This is a genomic window from Paraburkholderia sp. J8-2 (assembly GCF_905220195.1).
Lineage (GTDB): Bacteria > Pseudomonadota > Gammaproteobacteria > Burkholderiales > Burkholderiaceae > Paraburkholderia.
This window is the reverse complement of sequence record NZ_CAJMZA010000006.1, coordinates 279,340-298,168: the sequence shown is the minus strand read 5'-3', so window position 1 is coordinate 298,168 and position 18,829 is coordinate 279,340. Positions and strand designations below refer to the sequence as shown.

Genomic DNA, 18,829 nt, shown 5'->3' with positions numbered 1-18,829 from the left:
CCGCAACCATCCGGACCGCACACTGCCGCAAGGCAGTGTGCGTGGCCGGAGCGTCTCGCAGGGCTACACCCTCCCGGACGTTGCGTCCGACTCTCTTCTCAACCGCCCTCAGGGCACGGAATGGAGTCAACCATGAATCAGGAAACAGGCTATCTCGAGTCGCACCAGACGAAAGTGCCGGACCAGAAGGAAATGTTCTACCGCGCGCATCGTCAGATTGCGGACGGCAATGAGGCCTTCATGGATCTCGTGCGCGATGGGATGACGCGCGAGGAGCTGGCGCGCAACATCGAGCGCCGGCCGTCGCTGTGGAAGCGCTTCGAGGGCTTTCTCGACGTGCTGCCATGCGGCGCAGTTGTCACGCATCCGGAAGCTGACGCGAGTCTCACGCTCGCCTGAGATCGAAACCCCGTCTTGATCCGCAACCCTTGGCGCCTCCCTTTCGGGGAGGTGCTTCCGACAAGGCTCACCTGGCGCTGCGCGCCACGCGAGCAACACGCTCGACTCCTTCATCAACCGCCCTCAGGGCATGGGAGTCACCATGAATCAGCAACACATCATTTCGCAACGCTACAGCCTCACGATTGACGGCATGCAAGTGGAACTGGCCACGCTTGGTCACGTCCTTTACCACCTCAATCGCCACGAAATGGATCCTGGGGTGCTGCCGCGGCCCGAGACCCTCGAAAGAATCAACGCGACCTGCGATGGTGAAGCCTTGAATGTGGTCGAGCAGCGCCGCCCGAGCGGTCGTGTGTTCGGCATCTGGACTTCGGGAAGCGAGAAGCAGGCGTTCCTCTCGATGATCGACGAGATCGACCGCGAAATCATGCGGATCGATGGCGTGCAGCGCGCTCCGCACGAGATGTCGTACTACGACTGGATGGCTGTCGTGTCTGTCGGAAGAGCGGCCTACAACCTCTACCCGTGCTTTCCGGGAAGAACGGACGTCGAAGTCGACTTCATGTCGCTCTGCACAGAGGAGTTTTTCCGGCGCTTTGGGCACGGTCACAACGGGCCGGTCTACGGCAACGGCGACACGAACGCGCGGCATGACGTACACGTGGCCTATGCGCTCATGCAAGGCAAGCCGGTCCCGGAGTACGTGATCGCGTGGTATCGCGATGGCGACGGACAGCGAAAGAGCAAGGCAACGGACCTGAGCGGGTTCGACGTCGTGCTTGCGGTCCCCGAACTGCGTGGCGCGCTTACGCCGGACCAGTTCCGGTTTCTGTCGCACGCACGGCGGGAGATCGAGAAGCAGACCGGTGAGAAGCTGCCTGTCACGTTCGATGCCCTCAAGCCGTATGTCGAGGTGCTTACGCGGCTTGATCGAAAGGCCACGTCTGTGGACGCAGATAACGCGCTCACTGAAGCTGGCCTCCTCAAGACGCCGGGCCTTCCGGAGACGATGACGGCGACCCCGCCCGATCTGTCGGCGCTTTCGGAGGCAACACGTGAGTTGCACGCGATGCTCGCCGATGCCCAGTTCGAGAACACCGTCAAGCGGCTGGACCTCGAGCGCAGCAATGGGAACCTCAGTGAGCGGGCATATCTCTCCGGGATGGAAATCGCGAAGCGCAGCCGGGAGACATACTCGCCAACGTGGGCGATCCAAATGGCGACCGCCATCGAAAAGCGCGACGTCGAGTTCCTGCTGCGAGCCCTTGACCAGGCGGACAGCAACGAGACGTCGAAGTTGTTCTTCGCGAAGCGGTACGGCGTGAAGCTCAAGGGGCTGAACCAGCAGAAGCGCCGTGCGGCGATCTACGCATACTGTGGCTATAGCCCTGAGCTGCAAGCGCAGCACGAGGGTAAGCTGCAGGGAGCAAAGGAAGCCACCATGCGCGAGCGTGAGGCTAAGCATGCCGCGGAGGTGGCTGAAAGGGTGAAGGTCAAGACGCCCGACGGCGTCAAAACCATGCGTCAATTCATCGACGATGCGGTGGCTGATGGCTTCACCATGCTCCTTGAGCACCGCCACGGGAAGTTCCACTGGTGCCTGTTCAACCCGGAAAAACGGACCATTCTCGGTCTGTCGGTCAGCCAGGGAGGTCTCGCCTACGCGCGTGACACACTGCGTCTGCCGGTTCATCCGAAACTCGGCTGACGCTAAATGGCCCGCTCCGGCGCCATACCCTTCGGGGTGTGGTGCTGGACGGACCATTGCCGCTTGGCCCTGACAGGACCCATCCGGGTCCCGCTCAGGCGAGTGCTCCACTCGCCCGAGCGCGTTCCGCGCTCCCCCGTGTTCATTCTCATGACTGTAGAGGAGCTTTTATGGATATCCGCTTTTTTCGTCGTGGAGAGCCCTTCCGCCTCGACCTTGGACCATACGGTCACTCGGCTCCACGATATGTCTTTAGCAACTTGCCGCTCCCGCTGAATCCGGCAGACCTTCCGGCGGGGTTCTCCGGGTCAATCCCATGCATTGGGCGTGCGATGCTCGTGGGCTTTTCGTCGTCGCAGCGCGGCGTGGGTCACAAAACGCTGGTCGCGATGCCAGCGAGTGTCGCGACCGACTATCCCCCCGGCACGCCCGTGGCGCTCCACTACCACAGTGAAAAACTGCTCGCTCGCGGCGTGCTGGTCGGCGTCTCAATCAGCGAGCGCTCAATGCCGCAGATGCGCGTCGCGTTCGCCTGAACCGGTCAACAACTGAGTGTGCGGGGGGGCGCGTTCGAAAATTCTTCCGCGCGCCCGCCTTGAATGCATTTATACTTGTGCCAGTCGTTAAATCGGCACGATCTCCTGATTGTCTTCACCTTGAGCCCCAATCCTGGCCCCAAGGTTCCGAATTTCCCCACGTCGTCCATTAAGCATCCGTTCCGGCATCGCCTGTTGCCAGAGCGCGTCGCAGCGCCCTTTGCTTTTCAACTGCCCACCGGGCATGACATCAAAGGACGTCATCATGGATAACCGCGAAACACTTCTTTTGCTCCGAAATCTCTCGGCTCTTTCGATCGAGGAGCTTAGGGATATCGCCGGCAACGGACTGCAGTCCGGCGATATCTGGACCCCAAGCCTTGTAGTCTGCCAGCGTCCAGAAGGGGACTGGTGCTACTGGGACCGCCGAGAAAACTGCCCCAGCAAGCGAGACGGCTTCAAAACCGAGGGCGAGGCTCTCACGGTCGGAATCGTCGATAAAGGCGTCACGCAAGAATTCATTGCCGAGTACGGCCTCCTCGATCTGCCGGAGAACTTCCTGCTCAACGTCATCGATCGCGCAAGTCAGGGCAGCCTGGACAAGCGCGTGGAGATGCTCGAGCAGCAGATCACTTGGATGTGGAAGATGCTCTCACCGGGCCAAAAGCTTATTCACTTCGGGTCCGAGGCAATCACCGAGCACGTCGATTCGGATGTGTACGACGAGGGTCGCGACCAACTCCTTGCGTCGCAGGAGCACGCTATCGAAAACGGGGCCCGCGCCTCGCTTCTCGATCGTCTTGTCCTTCGCTTTCCGGGGCTCGCAGGACTCAGCGAGGACGTCAATGGTGGAGACCTTGTCGGCTTTCTGAACCAGGTGATCGCAGAAAACGTTGTTTGATCGAACCACCGAACAGGGCATTCGCACGGCGGGAACGGGCATAGCCTGTCCCCCGTGTGAACGCTCTCGTCCATTAACGCTATGCAACCACCGCGTATCGAGCGCTGATCGGTATCCGGGCACTCCGTCTCTGACGGGGTGTTCCGGAGCCTTCAGCGCCCGGCGCTACCTCCACCCCGATCGTGATGCGCGGCCCGGCGCCGTCCATCACGCGCATCGCGTGAGCTCGTCATTCCAACGCCCACTGGGCACTGTTTGAGGGGTACACATGAAAGGTAATGTTGGAGTTTTTCGCGTCCAGATGGTCGCGCAGGGCTTACTCGCTTACCAGCTTGAGCTGGGTAACGCGAAGCTCGCCGCTCAGCGCGCACGGGATCTTGCTTACCCGTTTGGCGCAAAGGAGATCCCGGTCGATGGTGATCTCATCCGCCTCGAAGTCAATGGCATTGTCTTCCGTGCCTATGAGGTGCCGCGCGCCGTGGAGACACCGATACAGGATGATGTCGGCTATCGGTCGCTCTTGTCGCCAATCGAGCGTGAAGTCGGGCGCATCGCCGTATTGCGCGACAAGACGGGGCTCGGCTCCGTTTATCTCACGCCGGTGCCCCGAACACGCGCCCCTGTTATTGAGGTTGGGCGCTACGCTGTCTTCGACGGACGCAACTCGATGCCGCTCGATCGCGACATCGGGCGCATCGAAAGCGTGAGTGATTCCGGAAAGACGGTAACCGTGTCCGGTTCGACGACGCGCCAGCGCGCGAACCGCGGCGACATCGTGCAGACCTTCTCGTATGAGGACGACGCGAAAGCGGCCATTGCCCATTCACAGGCGACCGCGCTGGTACTCGACTATGTGAAGTGCGCACGTGAATCCGCGCTCGTGGAACTCATGGACGACACGGAGTAGTCCACCCGTTTGTATGCGACCTGACCTGCTCACTGCCGGCCTGCCCTTCGGGGCGGCCAGCAGGTCGGCTCTTGCCCCGACGTTTGGACACGGCAGCGCACGGCCTCGGCATTCACCATGCAAACATTCCGCTGCTCCGCACGCCCTCGCGTGCTCGGGCAGAACCGGCATCACGAACACGAGGTCGGAAGGCCCCCTGCTGCGCCAGGCGCGCAATAACACACACCCATCGTCTCTCGTGAAAACCCTCCTCCCGGGAGAGGATCGTTAATCGAAATTCCGACGCGTGGCCACCAAGCCGGCGGCAGCGCGACTCGCGCGTATTGCGCTGTTCCGCAGGGTCCCAACCCTGCCGAGCACACCCGTGCCCGATCGCCATCCCCTTGGAGAGGAGACTGCCATGCCTACGCTGATCCACGCACTTTCCGAAGTCGCAGACGTCATTCGCAATGGCCTCTCGTGTGAGGCGCTTGCTGTCATGCCGCAAGGGCGGCTCCCGGACTCCGTTCTCGAAGCCGAGCTCGAGGACGAGCGCCCTTTCGTTGGCACGAACGCGCTCGCGCCGATCGAGGCGCGCATTGGGGCTCCGCGTACGCTTTTCCGCATCGAGTGGGGGTACCTGACGCTCTCCCGCTCTGAAGGCGATCGCAACGTTCCACCGCACGTCAACCTGTGCGTCTACCTCGACGAGGCGATCAAGGACCCGACGATCTCTTACGACCTGGCTGCCTATCTGCCTCGAGCGATCCGCGACCTTATTAATGCGCGCGATCAACGTCGGTTGCGGCTCTGCATCGATTCGGGCGGTCCGCTGTGCTGCGCGGAACTGACATTCTGGATGGAAGGAGACGCCAGTGCACGTGAGCGCTGCAGTGCTGACGTGAGCGCGTTCCTCGCGAGCTTCATCGGTGGCGGCGCGCTCGAGCTCGCGCTCGACGAGGTGACGGCCGTCATGTGAGCGCGCTTGCACTCGCTGTCAGCCGTGCGACCCTTGGAGTCAACGATGTCCCTCTGGCGTCGTGACAACACGGGAGCACTTCCATGACCCACTATCTGTCTATCACCATCTTTTCGATCCTCGCCCTGAGCTTCTACTCGAACTACCGCCGGGGCGAACTGCGCCTTGGCTATGGCGCCGCTACCTGGCTCGCACTGTCCTCGGTTGTGGCCACGATCTGGTCTCGCACCAACGTGGCCTACTTCCTTGCCAATCTGTCTGTGACGCTGGTGGTTCTACTCGCAATCGTCCAGATCCGCCGTGGCGCCAGAAACGGCGTCTGGGCTCCGCCCGCCAGCTGCTCACGGATCTCGAAGCTTCACCGCATCAAGCTTTTTGCCTGTCTCGCGTTCGGCATTTACTGCGTGTGGACCGGGGTATATGGCGTCGCTGCCGATTCGCTGACCGCCCGCGCGACCGCGCTGTTCAGCGGCACTATCGTTATCGGAGGCCTGCTGTGGATAGCATTGCCGGCGCGCCTTTACAGCCAGGCGCGGTCCTGAACGTTACGGTCACCTGGAGCGGCCGCACGCGAGATGGTACGCTGGTCCAGGATCCTTCTCGAGATATCTATGGCACAGCCCTTCGTCCTTATTATGATCGGGGTCCAGACGCTGGTCTGGCTGCGCATCTACTCCAGAACCCATCAGCGGAAAGGCTATGCGGTCGCGATCATTCTTTCGATTCTCGCGCTGCTCCTCGCCGCGCTCGGTCACGTTACTTTTGCGTATGCACTCGTGAACCTGGGCTTCACGATCACCTGTTTGCTCTCACTCGGGCGTTTGCGATCGGAATTCCATGCGAGCAAACCCAGAGAGGGAGGGCTCGTGCGGCTTTTGCGGACACACAGTCCCGGACAGTGGGCGCGAGTCCTCGTCGCCGCAACACTGGCGACGGTCTTGGGCACCTGGGCGTTCACGGGTGGCGGCGCCTACGGTGTGTCTGAGGGGATTGACGCGCTTGTGATCGCACTGGGAATCGCGTGGATGTACTGGTCCACCCTCTCCCCCGATCCAACATGCGATCGCGTGTCGTAACCACGGGGCACGACGAGAGGGTTCTCGATGTTGGGCTCGATTCGTCGTTGGCTTCTAGCTTTCGGGTTGCCAGGATGCCCAGGCCTAGTTCTCGCTTGCGGCGCTGCTGTGCGCAGTAGGACGGTCAGCGTTAGATCCAGCACCGGTCCAAGCCGCCAACCCACTGATGGTCTTCAGATTGAGCGGAAACTCCAGCAGGACGTGAAGCTGGCTTAGATACAGGCTCAAGAGAAAGCCCGCTCTAAAATCCGCCGCATAGCACGCCATCACGGCCACCCATACGAGCGCCATCGCGGCCATCCGTGCGACCGGCACCCGGGCCCATCCGATAACTGCGACCTTTGCGCCCCATTCTACGTAGTGAAAGAGATAGGCAAAACCCACCAAGCCGGTAATCCTGGCGACTGACGTCCCCGAGACGTTCAGCAGTTCGACGACCGGACGAAAAGCCTCAAAGCCTGCGATGCCCGCGCCCGCCGGGTCGGCCGCGACGGGCACGAAAGGGAGCAGGAAGCTCGCGCCTGCCGCGAAGAGCACAATCACCGAAGTGATGCCCGCCGCGCTTTTTCTGCGCCGGGCGCCATGGAGCATGAAAGCAGCGGTCAGGAAGAAGACGTGGATAAAGGTAGGCACGAGCATCGCGAGCAGTACCGCGGCCGCATGCGACTGCACGCCGGGCAGCGCGAGCATGGCAACCCCGCCGAAGAGCAGCGTGGCCGCCGCCGTCATTGAAATGGCAAGAGCAGCTGCGACCACCAGAGCGAGCAGCACCACGGCCGCCCCATACCACGGCTGATGCCCGACCACGCCCACTGTTGTCAGACCGAGAATCAGAGCGAGCAGTGCCATGGTGGGTAACACACCCCGGCGACGCGCGAAGTACCGACGATCATGCAGCCAGGATATCTCCGTGAGGTAATGCGCCGGCCCAAGAATCGCATAGGAGCCAACTAGCGTCTGGTAGGGAAAGAGATGCGCACACAGACAGCACAGCACTATCAGGGCGACATTCAGTCGGTCGGTTGCCGCGGCGGCGCCGGCAGCGGATCCCTGCAGCGACGACCGCGCGGCGCGAGCGTGACCAGTGCTTAGCATGGCGCGCCGGCCTCATGCTTTGTTGCGCCCAGCGGCCACACGCGCAGTGCGCGTGCAGCCGCTCGTCGCGGCGCGGAGGGGACGATCGCCTCCAGCGCGGACAGAAAACAGTCCAGCGCCGCTAGCGTTTCGCCGATCTCAGGGTGCGCCCTCAGCAGATCCGGCGCTTTCTCGACGAGCGCGCCCATCAACTCACGGTTCTCGTCGATCCTCTTCCAAAGTCCACACTCGTGGTTTTCAACAAGATAGCAGAGGTGATTCCAGTCCTGCGCGCTTCGCCGCTTCCGCGTGACGCTGCAAAAGACGCGAGCGGCCCATCGTATTTTGCGAGCAGGAACAACAAGGTGATGGTCCTGTCCTCCACCAACCTGAAACACCCGAAACATCCCCACCAGTTCGACCAGCGGTAGCGGCAGATCTGGCATCGGCCAGGCTGGAACCGCGGAGACGGAAGCCGGGCAAACAGCAACTCCTGCGCTCGCGATAGCGCGGTTCGCCAGCGCGCAGAGATAGGCGTCCGCGCTGTCGAGCCACGACACAATCCACGGGTTGCGAATCAAAATCTCCGACGCCTCGTTTGCGAGTAGCACCAGCAGCGCACGCTGGGCCGAAATTTGCTCCAGCACGCCACGATCCTGCGTGAAGAGCATGCGGTGTAAGTCGTGAAGGGGCGAACCGGCTTTAGGTAATCTGGACGAACGCGGCATTGGTGGCTCCGGAGCGCGGACAATCAGGAGGACGAGGATGGTTGTTGGGGCACTGGCCCGTCAGCATCTCTACGGCAGGTTTTGGCAGGGTTTTAGGGTTTAGGGCAAATTCTCCGCACGCGAGATCTCCCGGATGGACGCGGCTCGTCACTCGCATTTGCGTTGCAAATCCCTCAGGCGATACTCGGTTCGTGACGACATACAGACATGTCGGTCCCCAACTGCATCCCGGGAGCGAGCCTTGAAGCGCGAAAGCATTTTTGATATCGATTCCTACACCAAACGAAGCCAGTTCCTGCTGGACCTGGGCTGGGACCTGGTCGTTGACCTTTTCGCGGGTGCGGGCGGCGTCTCCGAAGGCATCGAAATGGCGTTACATCGCCATCCTGACATCGCGCTCAATCACAACGAGGACGCGTTGAGCCTGCACGCGATGAACCACCCCCAAACCGAGCACATCATCGCGGACGTGCGCGAGATCTGTCCTCGAGTGGCGACCCGTGAACGTCGTGTAGGACTCCTACATTTATCGCCCGATTGCCGTGACCATTCGCAAGCGAAGGGCGGCCAACCGCGAGATCGAAAGGTTCGCGCGCTGTCCTGGGTCGGTGTTCGTTGGGCGGGCACGGTTCGCCCGCGAGTGATTTCGCTCGAGAACGTGCCCCAGATTTTACGCTGGGGCAGGCTCATCGCCAAGCGTGATCCGGTCACCCGCCGCATTGTCAAGATCGACGGCAGCGTCGCAGCGAAAGGCGAACATGTGCCGCTGCGAGAGCAGTTCCTCGTGCCCGACCCGAAGCGCGTCGGCCAGACGTGGAAACGCTTTGTCGCGATACTTGAATCAATGGGATACGTCGTAGAGTGGCGTGTCGATCGTGCCTGCTTCAAGGGCGCAGCCACGTTTCGTCAGCGCTTATGGATGTTCGCGCGGTGCGACGGCCAACCGATAGTGTGGCCCGAGGATTCGCATGCGGTTATGCCCGCCGCCGGTCAGCAGGCGCTTCGCCCCGCCTGGACGGCGCTCGACTTCTCAATCGAAGGGCGCAGCATCTTTGGGCGTGAGCGGCCGCTCGCCCCTGCCACGTACCGGCGCATCGCCGTTGGCGTCGAACGATTTGTCCTCTCGTCGGCGTTGCCATTCATTCTCCCACGAAGTTCACGCTACGAATCAGGATGCCAAACGACCAGCATCTTGCCGGATGCTACCGGCACCAGCGTTCTCGTGCCGGCAGCTTCGCTTGACGTGGGTTACATGGCCCAAATGAACGCTGGGTACTTCGCGCTTCGGAGCGTACCAGGACGCGACCTTCGTCAGCCGGTTTCCTCTATCACCCAAAAAGGCTCGCAACAGCAACTGATCGCGCTGCATCTCGTGCATCTCCGGGGCAACTGTGATGCGCGCAGTGTCGAGGATTGCCTGCACACTATCAGTGCGGGAGGTCAGCATCACGGGCTTGTGACAACGTACCTCGCCTCCGAACAGTCTCTTTCGGCCCAGGAGCGCGAAGGCGCGCGCCGTGTCGTGGCGCTCCTGCGCGAGCACTGCGTTCTGCCCGAGGGGGACCCGGATGATATTTCAGGTGTGATCGTAAAGATCAACGGGGCGCATTATGCAATCGTCGATATCAAGCTCAGGCTGCTGACGCCTCGTGAGTTGTTCCGCTGCCAAAGCTTCCCCGATGACTACGTCATAGACCGCGGGCACGACGGTCGGGAGTTTTCGCTTACGAAGCAGATCCAGTTCTGCGGTAACAGTGTGAGTCCGGTCTGGGCTGCGGCATTCATACGAGCGAATCTGCCCGAGCTTGTGGTCGCGCGCGCCGACAAGAGCGCCTGGCGCTCACGCCACGGTACGCCGAAAGCACAGCGTCTCGCTGCGTAAAGGCATCATCGGACATGTGGTGCCTTTTCGATCCGAACCGATACTTCCGGCGTGATGACGCGGCGGTCTTCCGGCCACACAACAAGGCCGGCGCGCCGAGCGCATCGTACTGGTACGCCGCGCCGCCCTGGTTTGGCTATCCCACAGTAGATCTTGAAATCCGCCGTCGGCGCTTTCGTACGCCTGCGGCCGCGATGCGCCATGTCGACAATACCTGGCCCGAAGTCCCTCCACCAGACAACACATCACCAGGGGTGCTCGCGTGACCATCTACGTTGATCGACTCGAAGACTGGGGCTTCATCATCCGCGGCCGCAGGGTACGCAGTTGTCACCTTTTTACAGACGGCCATGACATAGAGGAGTTGCACCGGTTTGCAGAACGTATCGGCATGCGGCGCGAGTGGTTTCAGGTGGCCCGTTCGGCGCCGCACTATGACCTCACGCCCTCGCGCCGCGCTGAAGCCGTTCGCCTGGGCGCGATCGAGGTCGGGCGCCGCGAGGCCGTTGCGATCTGGCGTGCACGCCGTGAGGTAGTCGCCAGCGGGTCGGTCGGCCCTACTACACCCTAGCTCTTAACCGATTCACCGCACCGCAGTTAGCAGCGGTGGCCCTCGACACCGTTGGAGGGGGGCAGGTCACGCCAAACGCTGCGGCGACGTCACCGCCTAGGGGGCGGCTTCAACGCGCCGTTTGCGTTTGCAACGACCAGAATTATCCTGGTCACGTGCCCTTCTCTCACGGTGTTGTGATGCCGCACGCGCTATTCCAATCGCCCCCTGCACGCGCGCCCCCACGGCGCGCAGCCGGTTTCATTGTGCACTTATCCACCCACCCAATCTGCAAGCAATGGGGAACCCATGCAGAACCAAATTAATCGATGCCTGACAGGATTCGGTATCGCCATGTTGCTCTATGGCCCCGCATCGTACGCAGACGGGCCGCCAGAGGCATATGACAATGGCGCGCCAGTCCGACGTGGTATCAGGCCCGACGACTATCTCGTGAACGCCGACGGCGCGAAGGAAGATCCGAACGCGAGAATGAGCGACGCTGCCCGCGCGTACCGCAATGGCTGGATCCGTCGGGGCAACACGGACGACCGGATACTCAAGGGCGTCATGAGGAAGCAACACGAAGAGGACATGGCGAACCTCACCGCGCGGTCTGCGAGAGCCGCACCTCCTGAGGCTCCTGAGCGGCCGGCGCCACAGTATTTGCCACCGGCCGCTCCATCGTATGAGGACGGCCCGCTGCCCGCGCAGTACGCGCAAGGCGGGTATCCCCAGCCAGTGTACGCCGCCCCCGTATATGCGGCACCGCCCCCCGCGCCCATGCCTCAACCGATTGTTCAGTACGTCCCGGTGTATGCCTCGCCGCCGCCCATGTATCAGCCGGTGGCGGCTTACGCACCGCCCGCCGTCCCCGTGGCCCCGTACCCCGTAGTGCAGGTGGGGTTTTACGGCGCACGCGCCTGGTGGGGCGGTGGCTATCGCCGGTGGCGCTAGCCCATCGGTCGAGCACGAGGCCGGACGGATGCAAAGTACCCGGCCATTCCTCCAATACACGGATAGCTTCGTCGAAGGAGACGCGGGCCCGGCCAGCAATTTGCTGGCGTGCTATCCCAACCCGACCGAACAGCCGGGTGTCCGCGCAATACCATGAACCTACGATTGCGCCCCCTCACTGCCGCATTACTGATGGCGGCATGTGGCACATTCCCCGCCTTCGTCCTCGCTGACGATAGTTCTCGCACGATGACTCCCGCGGAGCTCGCGGCCCTCAGGCAAGCCTATGCAGCGGGCTATCAGGCCGCCCACGCCGACGGTGCTCAAGCCCGGTCTGGTGGCGGCGGCCCCGGAGCATCCGCGGCCGGACCTGCGCCGAACGTGGCTCCTCCCCGCACGATGGTCGACCTGAAGGAAAGTTATAGTGACGCCGGAGATGTCGAAACGGTCCAGCAGATTCCGATCTCAGCGCTCCCATTGCCAGATGGGCCGGTTGCCCCCGCAACCGCTGTTGCACGCCCGCCTGCGAAGGCTGCGGAGGCTTCGATGCAGGCGGCACCGCGTGCGCGAGCACCGACGCGAGCGCAGCTGGTCGCAGAGTTTTGCGCGGCAACCTCGGCACAGCCCGCTGCCAGGAGTGAAGCCCAGCACCCTTCAGCGACAACGATCGCAGGCAGCGATCAGATACCCGACGATAGCAATGCGGACGACGATGCCCCTGTCGTCACCCCTCAGCAGTTCGAGGCGGACGCGCAGGAATACGCGCGGCAATTGAGCCAACGCGAGTCCGCTCAGCGGGCTGCGTCCCCGGAGGCAACGCCGGCGATCCGAACTGCCTATTCTTCGACGCCATCGCATGCGGTGGCCCCCGCACCGCAACGCTTCTGGTCCGCGCAGTACCACACATGGGTCACAGTGGACAACACCGCTGATTGACGTTCTGGGGGCGCCGCGTCTCTATGGCGCGGCCCCCTGCTTTTCATACTCGCACGCGGGGTGAACGCATTCCGTTGGCAAATGTGCGTATCGCCTCCCCCCGATCGTGATAGACTGCCTCTCGGTCGCTCGGCGGCATAATCTTCAAGTTTTCACTCGCGCATCTGGAAAGGCGCAACGCTTTCCCAGAGCCCCGGCTCTCTCCTTTTTGCCCCGCGTTTTCACGCACAGGAGAGAATCATGAATCTGCAAGCCCCCCTCGTAATCCACAGCACTCGCAACCGGTGCCTGAATCTTGGCGACGGCGTCACTGACGTTCTCCGTCTCCACGAAATCGCGACCGACGCGAAGCTGACTGCGATCCTCGATCACGAAATCAAAGACGGGACCATGTACGTGCTAGGCACCCGTGCAAACACGGATACGGCGCATTTACTCATCGCCGATCTGATCTACCACTATGGGCCCATAGACGGCGAATGGTCCTGCTGCTTCGATTCGATGGCAGAAGTCGGCGAGCCGTACCGCCCGTGGTTCCACGAAGCAATCCGCCGCTCGGACATGGTGGTTCAGGAGTAACCTGAGCCCGTCCACCAGCTCCGTCGCCTGCCTCGACACATCTGTGTCCGGGCGGGCGGCGCAAGTCCCGTCGAAAAAGACGGCCATGTTCCCGGAATCCTCTGGCTTCCGGCCAGCGTTCACGCGCTGCCCGGAAGTCCACCTCTCCGCCTTGACAAATCCCAACACGGGGAAAAAGGAGAGATCAATGAATCCGCAACAATACCGACGTGCGCAATCGCTCGCCTCCCGTCTTACGACCGGGAGGTTCGCATGAACGATCAGATTGGCTTCGACTTCGCGAGCGAAGATCGCACGCCCACGGCAACCACGGTCTTCACGGCGCCGCCCGGTACATGGAATCACGCCAATTTCGACCTGGATGCCTACAGGGCCCAGATGCACGTTGCTGGACGCAACCTCAATACGGTTCCGGACGAAGCACTCGGCCTATACTCGGCCGCCGTAACGCGAGCGCTCGCAGTGTTGGCTGAGATTGACGCTGCCGACGAGGATGCGCCAATCGGCGTTCTTCTGAGCGGGGTACGAAGCCTCAGCTTCAAAGCAGAACCGACGGCCATCGATTCGTTCAGGCAATTCTGTGAGCGGCATGGAAGTGAATCCACAGACTGTGATGGCTTGCAGATCAAGATGCACAAGCTCTTCTCTCAGACGTGCTATGCGATGCATCTCGACGGTGTTGGTTCCATCGTTTCCTATTCGTGGTTAGCGCACGGTACGGAAAGCTTGAGGTTCCATACGACGGTGGCACCGGAGCTTTTTCCGAGCCATCGGGATGACATGGAAAGTCTCGAAATCCCCTGGGCCTCCTGGGGCCCGGAAGCGTCGCGCCTCAGTTCGGACCCGGCCGGGAAAACAACCACCTGTATGCGCCCATTTGTCGTCGACGGCCGGCTGTACGCACGCGGCGGCGCGCTTTACCGGGGGGCTCTCAGGATCGGCGATGCCTGGCGACTTGGTGCGCCAGAGGATTGGGCCGGACCACACTACAGCTACTGTGACCTCCTCGAGCTCTGGAACTACGGAGAACTTCAACGAGGAGACATGCGGGGCCTTATCGTGCAAGTCGGGGCCAAACGGTACATCATCGAACGCGGACTTGAGGTTTACGATCGGAAGGGAACGACCGCCGCCCAGGCCGATTTGCTTGCCGCTGCCGAGTCGGAACCCCGTGGGTGTAATGAGTCGGACTTTGTCGAAACTGAGGACGAGCTTGACCTTCAAGCAGTCTGATATTACGCCCGTCCCGTAACGCAACTGTTGCCGGTCCGACCTCCTCGGGGAGGCTCGGACCGCAACACCCCCTTTTTTCCCTCGCCACCGCCATTCCGCCGTGCACCTGCACGGCGGAGTCGAAACTCTCCGCTTCCTTTTGCGCTCCACGCGCACTTACACGGAGAAAACCATGAATGAGCAACGCAACCTTCAGATCGGGTGCCATCCCCTGATAGCTGGCCGACGCTACCCCGTCGCGCTCCACCACTGGTGCGCGGGGGAGCTTCGGCAATTCCTGACCGGAGATCATTACCCGCGCCACACGTTTGACGGACACGAGCAAAGCCGCCGACAAGCTGCGGTCGACGCGCTGGACGCCGGTCGCTACGTGCCCGACGTCGTGCTATCGGAGGACCCGGAGCTCGTCGACCTGGCCGCGGAGCAGCGCAGTGCCAGGAACCTGCGAGATGCGAACCACGAGTGCTATGTCGCGCGCTTGAGTCAGGCACGTGATCGATTCGAACGGAAGATTGGGTTCTCGATTTCCTTCGAGGCGTACCACGCGCAAATCACTGCGATCCTCAAGGGCTACTTCAGCCGCGAGAGCGTCCACATGGGCAATGCGTACGACTGGCTGGACGAGACGGTGGTGCTTCAATGCATTCCGGGGCGCCGCCCGCGCTACTGCCAATTCGGCATGCTGGATGCGGGCCGGCAGCCGGTGCTGCGAATGCGTTTTGGTGCGGAGATGGGTTTTGCGCACGACGTCGAGTGGGACGTAGTAAACGAACTGCTGCTGGCGCTGCTATGCGCCCGGGAAATTTCGCTCGAGCACGTCTGGATTGTGTTCGGCACCGGTTGGCTTCCACGCGCGAGCACCATCAATGTGTCGACGACGCGTTTGTTGCCCGGCCGGGATCACTCTCGTGTACTGGCCTCCGAAACCCTATGCGATGCCTGACTCGCGCCGCAGCCAAGTAACCGATCCGCTCTCGTCGCGACGAGGGCGGATTTTCCTGATAGAAGCAGGACCGAAGCCCTGGCGGCCGATCACAGCCAACATTCCGACATGCCGCTGCATGTCCGAGTATCCGACTCCCCTCTTTTCCCGCAGTCTTTTCGAGTTCCGCTTCTGGAGCGACTGCTCCGAGTCTCCATAGGCTGCCGACCCAGCTACGCGCTTTTGGTTGGCGTCGCGCCTGGATCAGCTGGTCAGCCGAAGACCAGGCCGGATCAAGAGTTGCGCGGCTCCCCTGGTGGCCAGTCGACGCTGTTCGTGCGAAGACAAATGCCTGTCCGCGCGCGCCCCGTACTGGACTTGCGTTTCGAACCGCGCGCGAGACACTGGCGGCGCAGCTCAAAACTGAAAGTAAACCGCCCTAAACATCGAGAACGTCAATGAACAAAACCATTATCCCGGTCATCCACTTCGATAGCGAGGCGCAGGCAATGCGCAACGCAGCACGCGCGTTTGACGCGGGGTGCGACGGAGTCTTCCTGATTCATATGGAAGGACTGAATGATCTGCTGACTCCGGTGGCGCTTCGCATGAAGTCGCGGTGGCCGGAAAAACTTGTCGGCATCAACTACCTTGGTGAGGATCCGGCCAAGGCTCTCCATGCCAACGTCGCCAACGGCCTTGACATGACCTGGACCGACCTGCAGCTCACGCACAGTTCCAATGCCCCGTGGACGTGTGCCGCGATGATTCACGCGGCGCTGTTAGAGGCACCATCGCACCGTTTCTTTTCGGGCGTTGCGTTCAAGCATCAGCGACCCGAGCCGAACCCCGAGACCGCCGCGCGCATGGCTGACAAATTCGGATTCGTCGCGACTACCAGCGGGGTAGCGACCGGTGCGGCTGCAGAAGTCGAAAAGGTGGCGCGAATGCGCGAGGCACTGGGCGACGCTCCGCTGGCGATCGCGAGCGGCATTACCCCCGAGAACGTGCACAAATACGTGCCATACGTTAGCCACATACTTGTGGCAACCGGGGTCTCTGAGTCATTTCACGAGTTCGATTACGAGAAGCTCCACAGGATGCGCAGTATATGCGACCGACGAGTAAGCCAATGACCGCCCTTGCAAGAGCGACGTGCTTATCGCGCCCCGCGCTTCGGCGCAAGGATTCAGATCCTCGCATGGGATCAACGGGACATCGTAGGCAACTGACTGCAAAAAGAAACGCCCGCCGCATCCCCGACTTGGGATGGGCGGGCGATTTTCCTGAATCAAATCGAGGCCCGTCGTGCACCCGCTTGCGGGGTGTCGACGGGACCCGACTATGCATCGCTCATTACGCGGCGAGTCTGGAGAACAGGTCGAGATCGACATCAATCTGAGGTGCATCGTCCCAGAAGTCAGCCTGACTCGCATCCGTCCTCGCCTTGTTTGCCCATTCACGCCGAGCGTCCTCCGGTAGGTCCTTGTACCGGACCGATTTCCCGATGACTGATTCATGATCGTAATCGAGCGTAAGCCCGAGCCGATCCTTGAACGAGGTACGCCGGCAGACTTCGTCGTGCTTGCGCTGGTGCCCATGCGCTACCGTGATTACCCCGTACTGCAGATACCACTGATATGCCCATGTAACAGCCCCTGGCGCAAGATAGCCATCGTGATACTGGAGCATGCGCTCCATCTCGAAGTCGATCATCAGACATGCACTTTCCATGTCGACGCTGAACGACTGCTCCGTATTCAGCTTCCACGCCATCTTGCCAGGCGCCACTTCGACTAGTTCAGGCTGACACCCGATCTCCGTGAGCGCTTCCCAGTACGGATCGCGAAGACCCGTGAAGGCGTCGCTCACCGCGCTGTCGTCCCACTCCGTTCCAACAAAGAGAAAGCGGGTCTCCGGCACCGGCTGAACGGGCGCGGGCGGGATCTCGGGTACGTCGTATCGTATCCCGCGTTGCTCGATATCGCGGATATCGGCCCAGAGCGAGAAGGGTCTCGCGACACCGTACAAGGACATCGTGGCATCGAGCGCGACAAGGATGTCAAGCGGCAACAGCTGGAACTTAGGCTGTTCGCCGGCTCTGGTTGCGCGCCGACGTTCGTCGTAGTCCAGTTGCAGCATGTAGCGAGAGAGCTCGCGCAGCGTAGCCGGATGGAAAGTATCAGGACCTATGGCCACATACCCCGCACGAATCGTGCGCCCCACCCAGTTCCGACGCTTCCAGTCGTAGCGAATGTTCCGGATGAATTGATTGAGCTTTAGCAAACCGGAAGCGTATTCATACTGCTTGTCGTACGCAACCATATTCGCCAACGATTTATCTTCGGACTGCTGACATAGAACACATCCGAATCTCTGACCACACCCTCCGGACTTCGACTGACTCCCCTCGAAAATCGCATCAGCCACGACGGCGCATGACGTTCCCCCGGCATCGGCATAGATGCGCATCGTGTCGGAGAAATCCGAATACGAAGGCCACATACCGGAAGCATAGAGTGCAAGACTTTCCCATACGTCGTCCGTGGTCATGAACGCAATCGGCGAAAGCACATATTCGCCATCCTTGTTCAAGACCGGGCGATCAGCGCGATCACCGCGGGACTTCATCAAGATACCGCGTCGCTTACTCTCCCCAAATCTCGTCCCTAACATGGTCGCTGCCTTGCCGCGTCCGTGCGCCTTCAATTCATCAAAAAGACGGCGTCGGAATGAACGTTGTGGAGTTATCTTTAAGGATACCGAACAATCTCCTTTCATTCCGGCGTAACTCGGAATCGCGCGCCCCGATAAAATGCTCACCTGCCACGTGCTCAGCAATGATGGTTCGACAAGATGCGTTGTCGCTGTAAAGCCGCTCTTCTTGGCGAATGCTTCGATGCGCTCAAACTCCTTGCGAACGTGTGCCGAGATTTCGCTGTTCTCGATTCGCGTGTCCGACGAGGTAAAGATCACCTCGGGGCGTTGCTGCTTGCCGAGGGCCGCGCGCAGAACAAGCGAGCGCTTCAGGTTTCGCCGCGCCACAAGCGCCCCACAAAGACCCTGGCCCCGCGCTCTGCGGTACCGCAAACTCCTCGGATTGTTGATCTCATGGGTGATATCATGAGCCGCGTGGAGAACGATCGCGCAAACTAATCCGGAGTCCTTCCCGGAAGTCGCGACTAAAATTTGCCACGACCCGATCATCAGGCGCTTGACAGTGCGAACCGCGCATTGAATCTGGTCTTCGACCGGAATCGAAGCTACCTTTTCCTCGAAAAGTGGAAACGTTGCGTATTTCATGAATTCCTCCTTGTGCCAGTGGGTGGCGAATTAAAAAGGAGGGAGTCGCCTGACTCCGGAGGACAGTGCCCTACGTAGTCGCGTTCAAAATAAAGCGAAACGCCCACGAAGGGCGGTCGCTCAACTACTAAGTTTTTGTGGGTCGTGTGCCGACAGAGTCGATAGCCTGCGCGCACA

The 18,829-nt window shown here is 61.3% G+C and carries 19 protein-coding genes; 15 read left to right on the top strand and 4 right to left on the bottom strand.

Annotated features, from left to right (window positions below):
• The first annotated feature begins 132 nt into the window (after positions 1-132).
• The 3 genes from U5A52_RS16865 (at position 133) to U5A52_RS16855 (ending at position 2,646) form a co-directional block, all read left to right on the top strand.
• Positions 133-399, top strand: a complete 267-nt coding sequence (locus U5A52_RS16865) for a hypothetical protein (RefSeq protein WP_321935494.1) — start codon at positions 133-135, stop codon at positions 397-399.
• Positions 400-541: 142 nt separating this feature from the next.
• Positions 542-2,110, top strand: coding sequence for a hypothetical protein (locus U5A52_RS16860; protein ID WP_321935493.1), 1,569 nt, complete (start codon positions 542-544; stop codon positions 2,108-2,110).
• A 170-nt stretch (positions 2,111-2,280) separates the two neighbouring features.
• On the top strand, positions 2,281-2,646 hold the full coding sequence (locus U5A52_RS16855) for a hypothetical protein (protein ID WP_321935492.1): 366 nt from the start codon (positions 2,281-2,283) through the stop codon (positions 2,644-2,646).
• 87 nt (positions 2,647-2,733) lie between these two features.
• Here U5A52_RS16855 and U5A52_RS16850 read toward each other — a convergent pair whose 3' ends face one another.
• Positions 2,734-2,913, bottom strand: a complete 180-nt coding sequence (locus U5A52_RS16850) for a hypothetical protein (RefSeq protein ID WP_321935491.1) — start codon at positions 2,911-2,913, stop codon at positions 2,734-2,736.
• Here U5A52_RS16850 and U5A52_RS16845 point away from each other — a divergent pair.
• From U5A52_RS16845 to U5A52_RS16825, 5 genes are all read left to right on the top strand, one after another.
• A complete protein-coding gene (locus tag U5A52_RS16845) occupies positions 2,912-3,547 on the top strand; it encodes a hypothetical protein (protein ID WP_321935490.1) in 636 nt (211 codons plus the stop codon). The genes U5A52_RS16850 and U5A52_RS16845 overlap by 2 nt on opposite strands.
• A gap of 301 nt (positions 3,548-3,848) precedes the next feature.
• Positions 3,849-4,454, top strand: a complete 606-nt coding sequence (locus U5A52_RS16840) for a hypothetical protein (RefSeq protein ID WP_321935489.1) — start codon at positions 3,849-3,851, stop codon at positions 4,452-4,454.
• A gap of 400 nt (positions 4,455-4,854) precedes the next feature.
• Positions 4,855-5,412: a hypothetical protein gene (locus U5A52_RS16835; RefSeq protein ID WP_321935488.1), complete on the top strand. Its 558-nt coding sequence runs from the start codon at positions 4,855-4,857 to the stop codon at positions 5,410-5,412.
• An 83-nt stretch (positions 5,413-5,495) separates the two neighbouring features.
• The gene (locus tag U5A52_RS16830) at positions 5,496-5,954 is read left to right on the top strand and encodes a hypothetical protein (protein WP_321935487.1); all 459 of its coding nucleotides are present in this window, start codon (positions 5,496-5,498) and stop codon (positions 5,952-5,954) included.
• Positions 5,955-6,023: 69 nt separating this feature from the next.
• Positions 6,024-6,488, top strand: a complete 465-nt coding sequence (locus U5A52_RS16825) for a hypothetical protein (RefSeq protein WP_321935486.1) — start codon at positions 6,024-6,026, stop codon at positions 6,486-6,488.
• A gap of 84 nt (positions 6,489-6,572) precedes the next feature.
• Here U5A52_RS16825 and U5A52_RS16820 read toward each other — a convergent pair whose 3' ends face one another.
• Together U5A52_RS16820 and U5A52_RS16815 are read right to left on the bottom strand one after the other, a co-directional pair.
• Entirely contained in the window at positions 6,573-7,583 is a 1,011-nt protein-coding gene (locus tag U5A52_RS16820; protein WP_321935485.1) for a hypothetical protein, read from the bottom strand.
• The gene (locus U5A52_RS16815) at positions 7,577-8,233 is read right to left on the bottom strand and encodes a hypothetical protein (RefSeq protein WP_321935484.1); all 657 of its coding nucleotides are present in this window, start codon (positions 8,231-8,233) and stop codon (positions 7,577-7,579) included. The genes U5A52_RS16820 and U5A52_RS16815 overlap by 7 nt, the downstream gene beginning before the upstream one ends.
• A 298-nt stretch (positions 8,234-8,531) precedes the next feature.
• On the opposite strand from U5A52_RS16815, the gene U5A52_RS16810 reads away from it, so the two are divergent.
• The 7 genes from U5A52_RS16810 (at position 8,532) to U5A52_RS16780 (ending at position 16,485) form a co-directional block, all read left to right on the top strand.
• Positions 8,532-10,172 carry a DNA cytosine methyltransferase gene (locus U5A52_RS16810; protein WP_321935483.1) on the top strand — a complete coding sequence of 547 codons (1,641 nt, stop codon included), beginning with the start codon at positions 8,532-8,534 and terminating at the stop codon, positions 10,170-10,172.
• A 262-nt stretch (positions 10,173-10,434) separates the two neighbouring features.
• Positions 10,435-10,743, top strand: a complete 309-nt coding sequence (locus tag U5A52_RS16805; RefSeq protein WP_321935482.1) for a DUF4031 domain-containing protein — start codon at positions 10,435-10,437, stop codon at positions 10,741-10,743.
• Between the two features lie 288 nt (positions 10,744-11,031).
• Positions 11,032-11,679 (top strand): hypothetical protein, encoded by a 648-nt coding sequence (locus tag U5A52_RS16800; protein WP_321935481.1) that lies wholly within the window; start codon positions 11,032-11,034, stop codon positions 11,677-11,679.
• Between the two features lie 1,176 nt (positions 11,680-12,855).
• Positions 12,856-13,194 carry a hypothetical protein gene (locus U5A52_RS16795; RefSeq protein ID WP_321935480.1) on the top strand — a complete coding sequence of 113 codons (339 nt, stop codon included), beginning with the start codon at positions 12,856-12,858 and terminating at the stop codon, positions 13,192-13,194.
• A gap of 252 nt (positions 13,195-13,446) precedes the next feature.
• Positions 13,447-14,427 carry a hypothetical protein gene (locus U5A52_RS16790; RefSeq protein ID WP_321935479.1) on the top strand — a complete coding sequence of 327 codons (981 nt, stop codon included), beginning with the start codon at positions 13,447-13,449 and terminating at the stop codon, positions 14,425-14,427.
• A gap of 172 nt (positions 14,428-14,599) precedes the next feature.
• Positions 14,600-15,370, top strand: coding sequence for a hypothetical protein (locus tag U5A52_RS16785; RefSeq protein ID WP_321935478.1), 771 nt, complete (start codon positions 14,600-14,602; stop codon positions 15,368-15,370).
• Between the two features lie 437 nt (positions 15,371-15,807).
• A complete protein-coding gene (locus tag U5A52_RS16780; RefSeq protein WP_321935477.1) occupies positions 15,808-16,485 on the top strand; it encodes a hypothetical protein in 678 nt (225 codons plus the stop codon).
• 220 nt (positions 16,486-16,705) lie between these two features.
• Here U5A52_RS16780 and U5A52_RS16775 read toward each other — a convergent pair whose 3' ends face one another.
• Positions 16,706-18,652, bottom strand: a complete 1,947-nt coding sequence (locus U5A52_RS16775; RefSeq protein ID WP_321935476.1) for a phosphoadenosine phosphosulfate sulfotransferase — start codon at positions 18,650-18,652, stop codon at positions 16,706-16,708.
• Between the last annotated feature and the right edge of the window lie 177 nt (positions 18,653-18,829).

Excerpts from the sequence above, each read along its gene's own strand:
- U5A52_RS16865 (WP_321935494.1), top strand. The coding sequence starts at position 133 with ATGAATCAGGAAACAGGCTATCTCGAGTCGCACCAGACGAAAGTGCCG.
- U5A52_RS16860 (WP_321935493.1), top strand. The coding sequence starts at position 542 with ATGAATCAGCAACACATCATTTCGCAACGCTACAGCCTCACGATTGAC.
- U5A52_RS16855 (WP_321935492.1), top strand. The coding sequence starts at position 2,281 with ATGGATATCCGCTTTTTTCGTCGTGGAGAGCCCTTCCGCCTCGACCTT.
- U5A52_RS16845 (WP_321935490.1), top strand. The coding sequence starts at position 2,912 with ATGGATAACCGCGAAACACTTCTTTTGCTCCGAAATCTCTCGGCTCTT.
- U5A52_RS16850 (WP_321935491.1), bottom strand. The coding sequence starts at position 2,913 with ATGATGACGTCCTTTGATGTCATGCCCGGTGGGCAGTTGAAAAGCAAA.
- U5A52_RS16840 (WP_321935489.1), top strand. The coding sequence starts at position 3,849 with ATGGTCGCGCAGGGCTTACTCGCTTACCAGCTTGAGCTGGGTAACGCG.
- U5A52_RS16835 (WP_321935488.1), top strand. The coding sequence starts at position 4,855 with ATGCCTACGCTGATCCACGCACTTTCCGAAGTCGCAGACGTCATTCGC.
- U5A52_RS16830 (WP_321935487.1), top strand. The coding sequence starts at position 5,496 with ATGACCCACTATCTGTCTATCACCATCTTTTCGATCCTCGCCCTGAGC.
- U5A52_RS16825 (WP_321935486.1), top strand. The coding sequence starts at position 6,024 with ATGGCACAGCCCTTCGTCCTTATTATGATCGGGGTCCAGACGCTGGTC.
- U5A52_RS16820 (WP_321935485.1), bottom strand. The coding sequence starts at position 7,583 with ATGCTAAGCACTGGTCACGCTCGCGCCGCGCGGTCGTCGCTGCAGGGA.
- U5A52_RS16815 (WP_321935484.1), bottom strand. The coding sequence starts at position 8,233 with ATGCTCTTCACGCAGGATCGTGGCGTGCTGGAGCAAATTTCGGCCCAG.
- U5A52_RS16800 (WP_321935481.1), top strand. The coding sequence starts at position 11,032 with ATGCAGAACCAAATTAATCGATGCCTGACAGGATTCGGTATCGCCATG.
- U5A52_RS16795 (WP_321935480.1), top strand. The coding sequence starts at position 12,856 with ATGAATCTGCAAGCCCCCCTCGTAATCCACAGCACTCGCAACCGGTGC.
- U5A52_RS16790 (WP_321935479.1), top strand. The coding sequence starts at position 13,447 with ATGAACGATCAGATTGGCTTCGACTTCGCGAGCGAAGATCGCACGCCC.
- U5A52_RS16785 (WP_321935478.1), top strand. The coding sequence starts at position 14,600 with ATGAATGAGCAACGCAACCTTCAGATCGGGTGCCATCCCCTGATAGCT.
- U5A52_RS16780 (WP_321935477.1), top strand. The coding sequence starts at position 15,808 with ATGAACAAAACCATTATCCCGGTCATCCACTTCGATAGCGAGGCGCAG.
- U5A52_RS16775 (WP_321935476.1), bottom strand. The coding sequence starts at position 18,652 with ATGAAATACGCAACGTTTCCACTTTTCGAGGAAAAGGTAGCTTCGATT.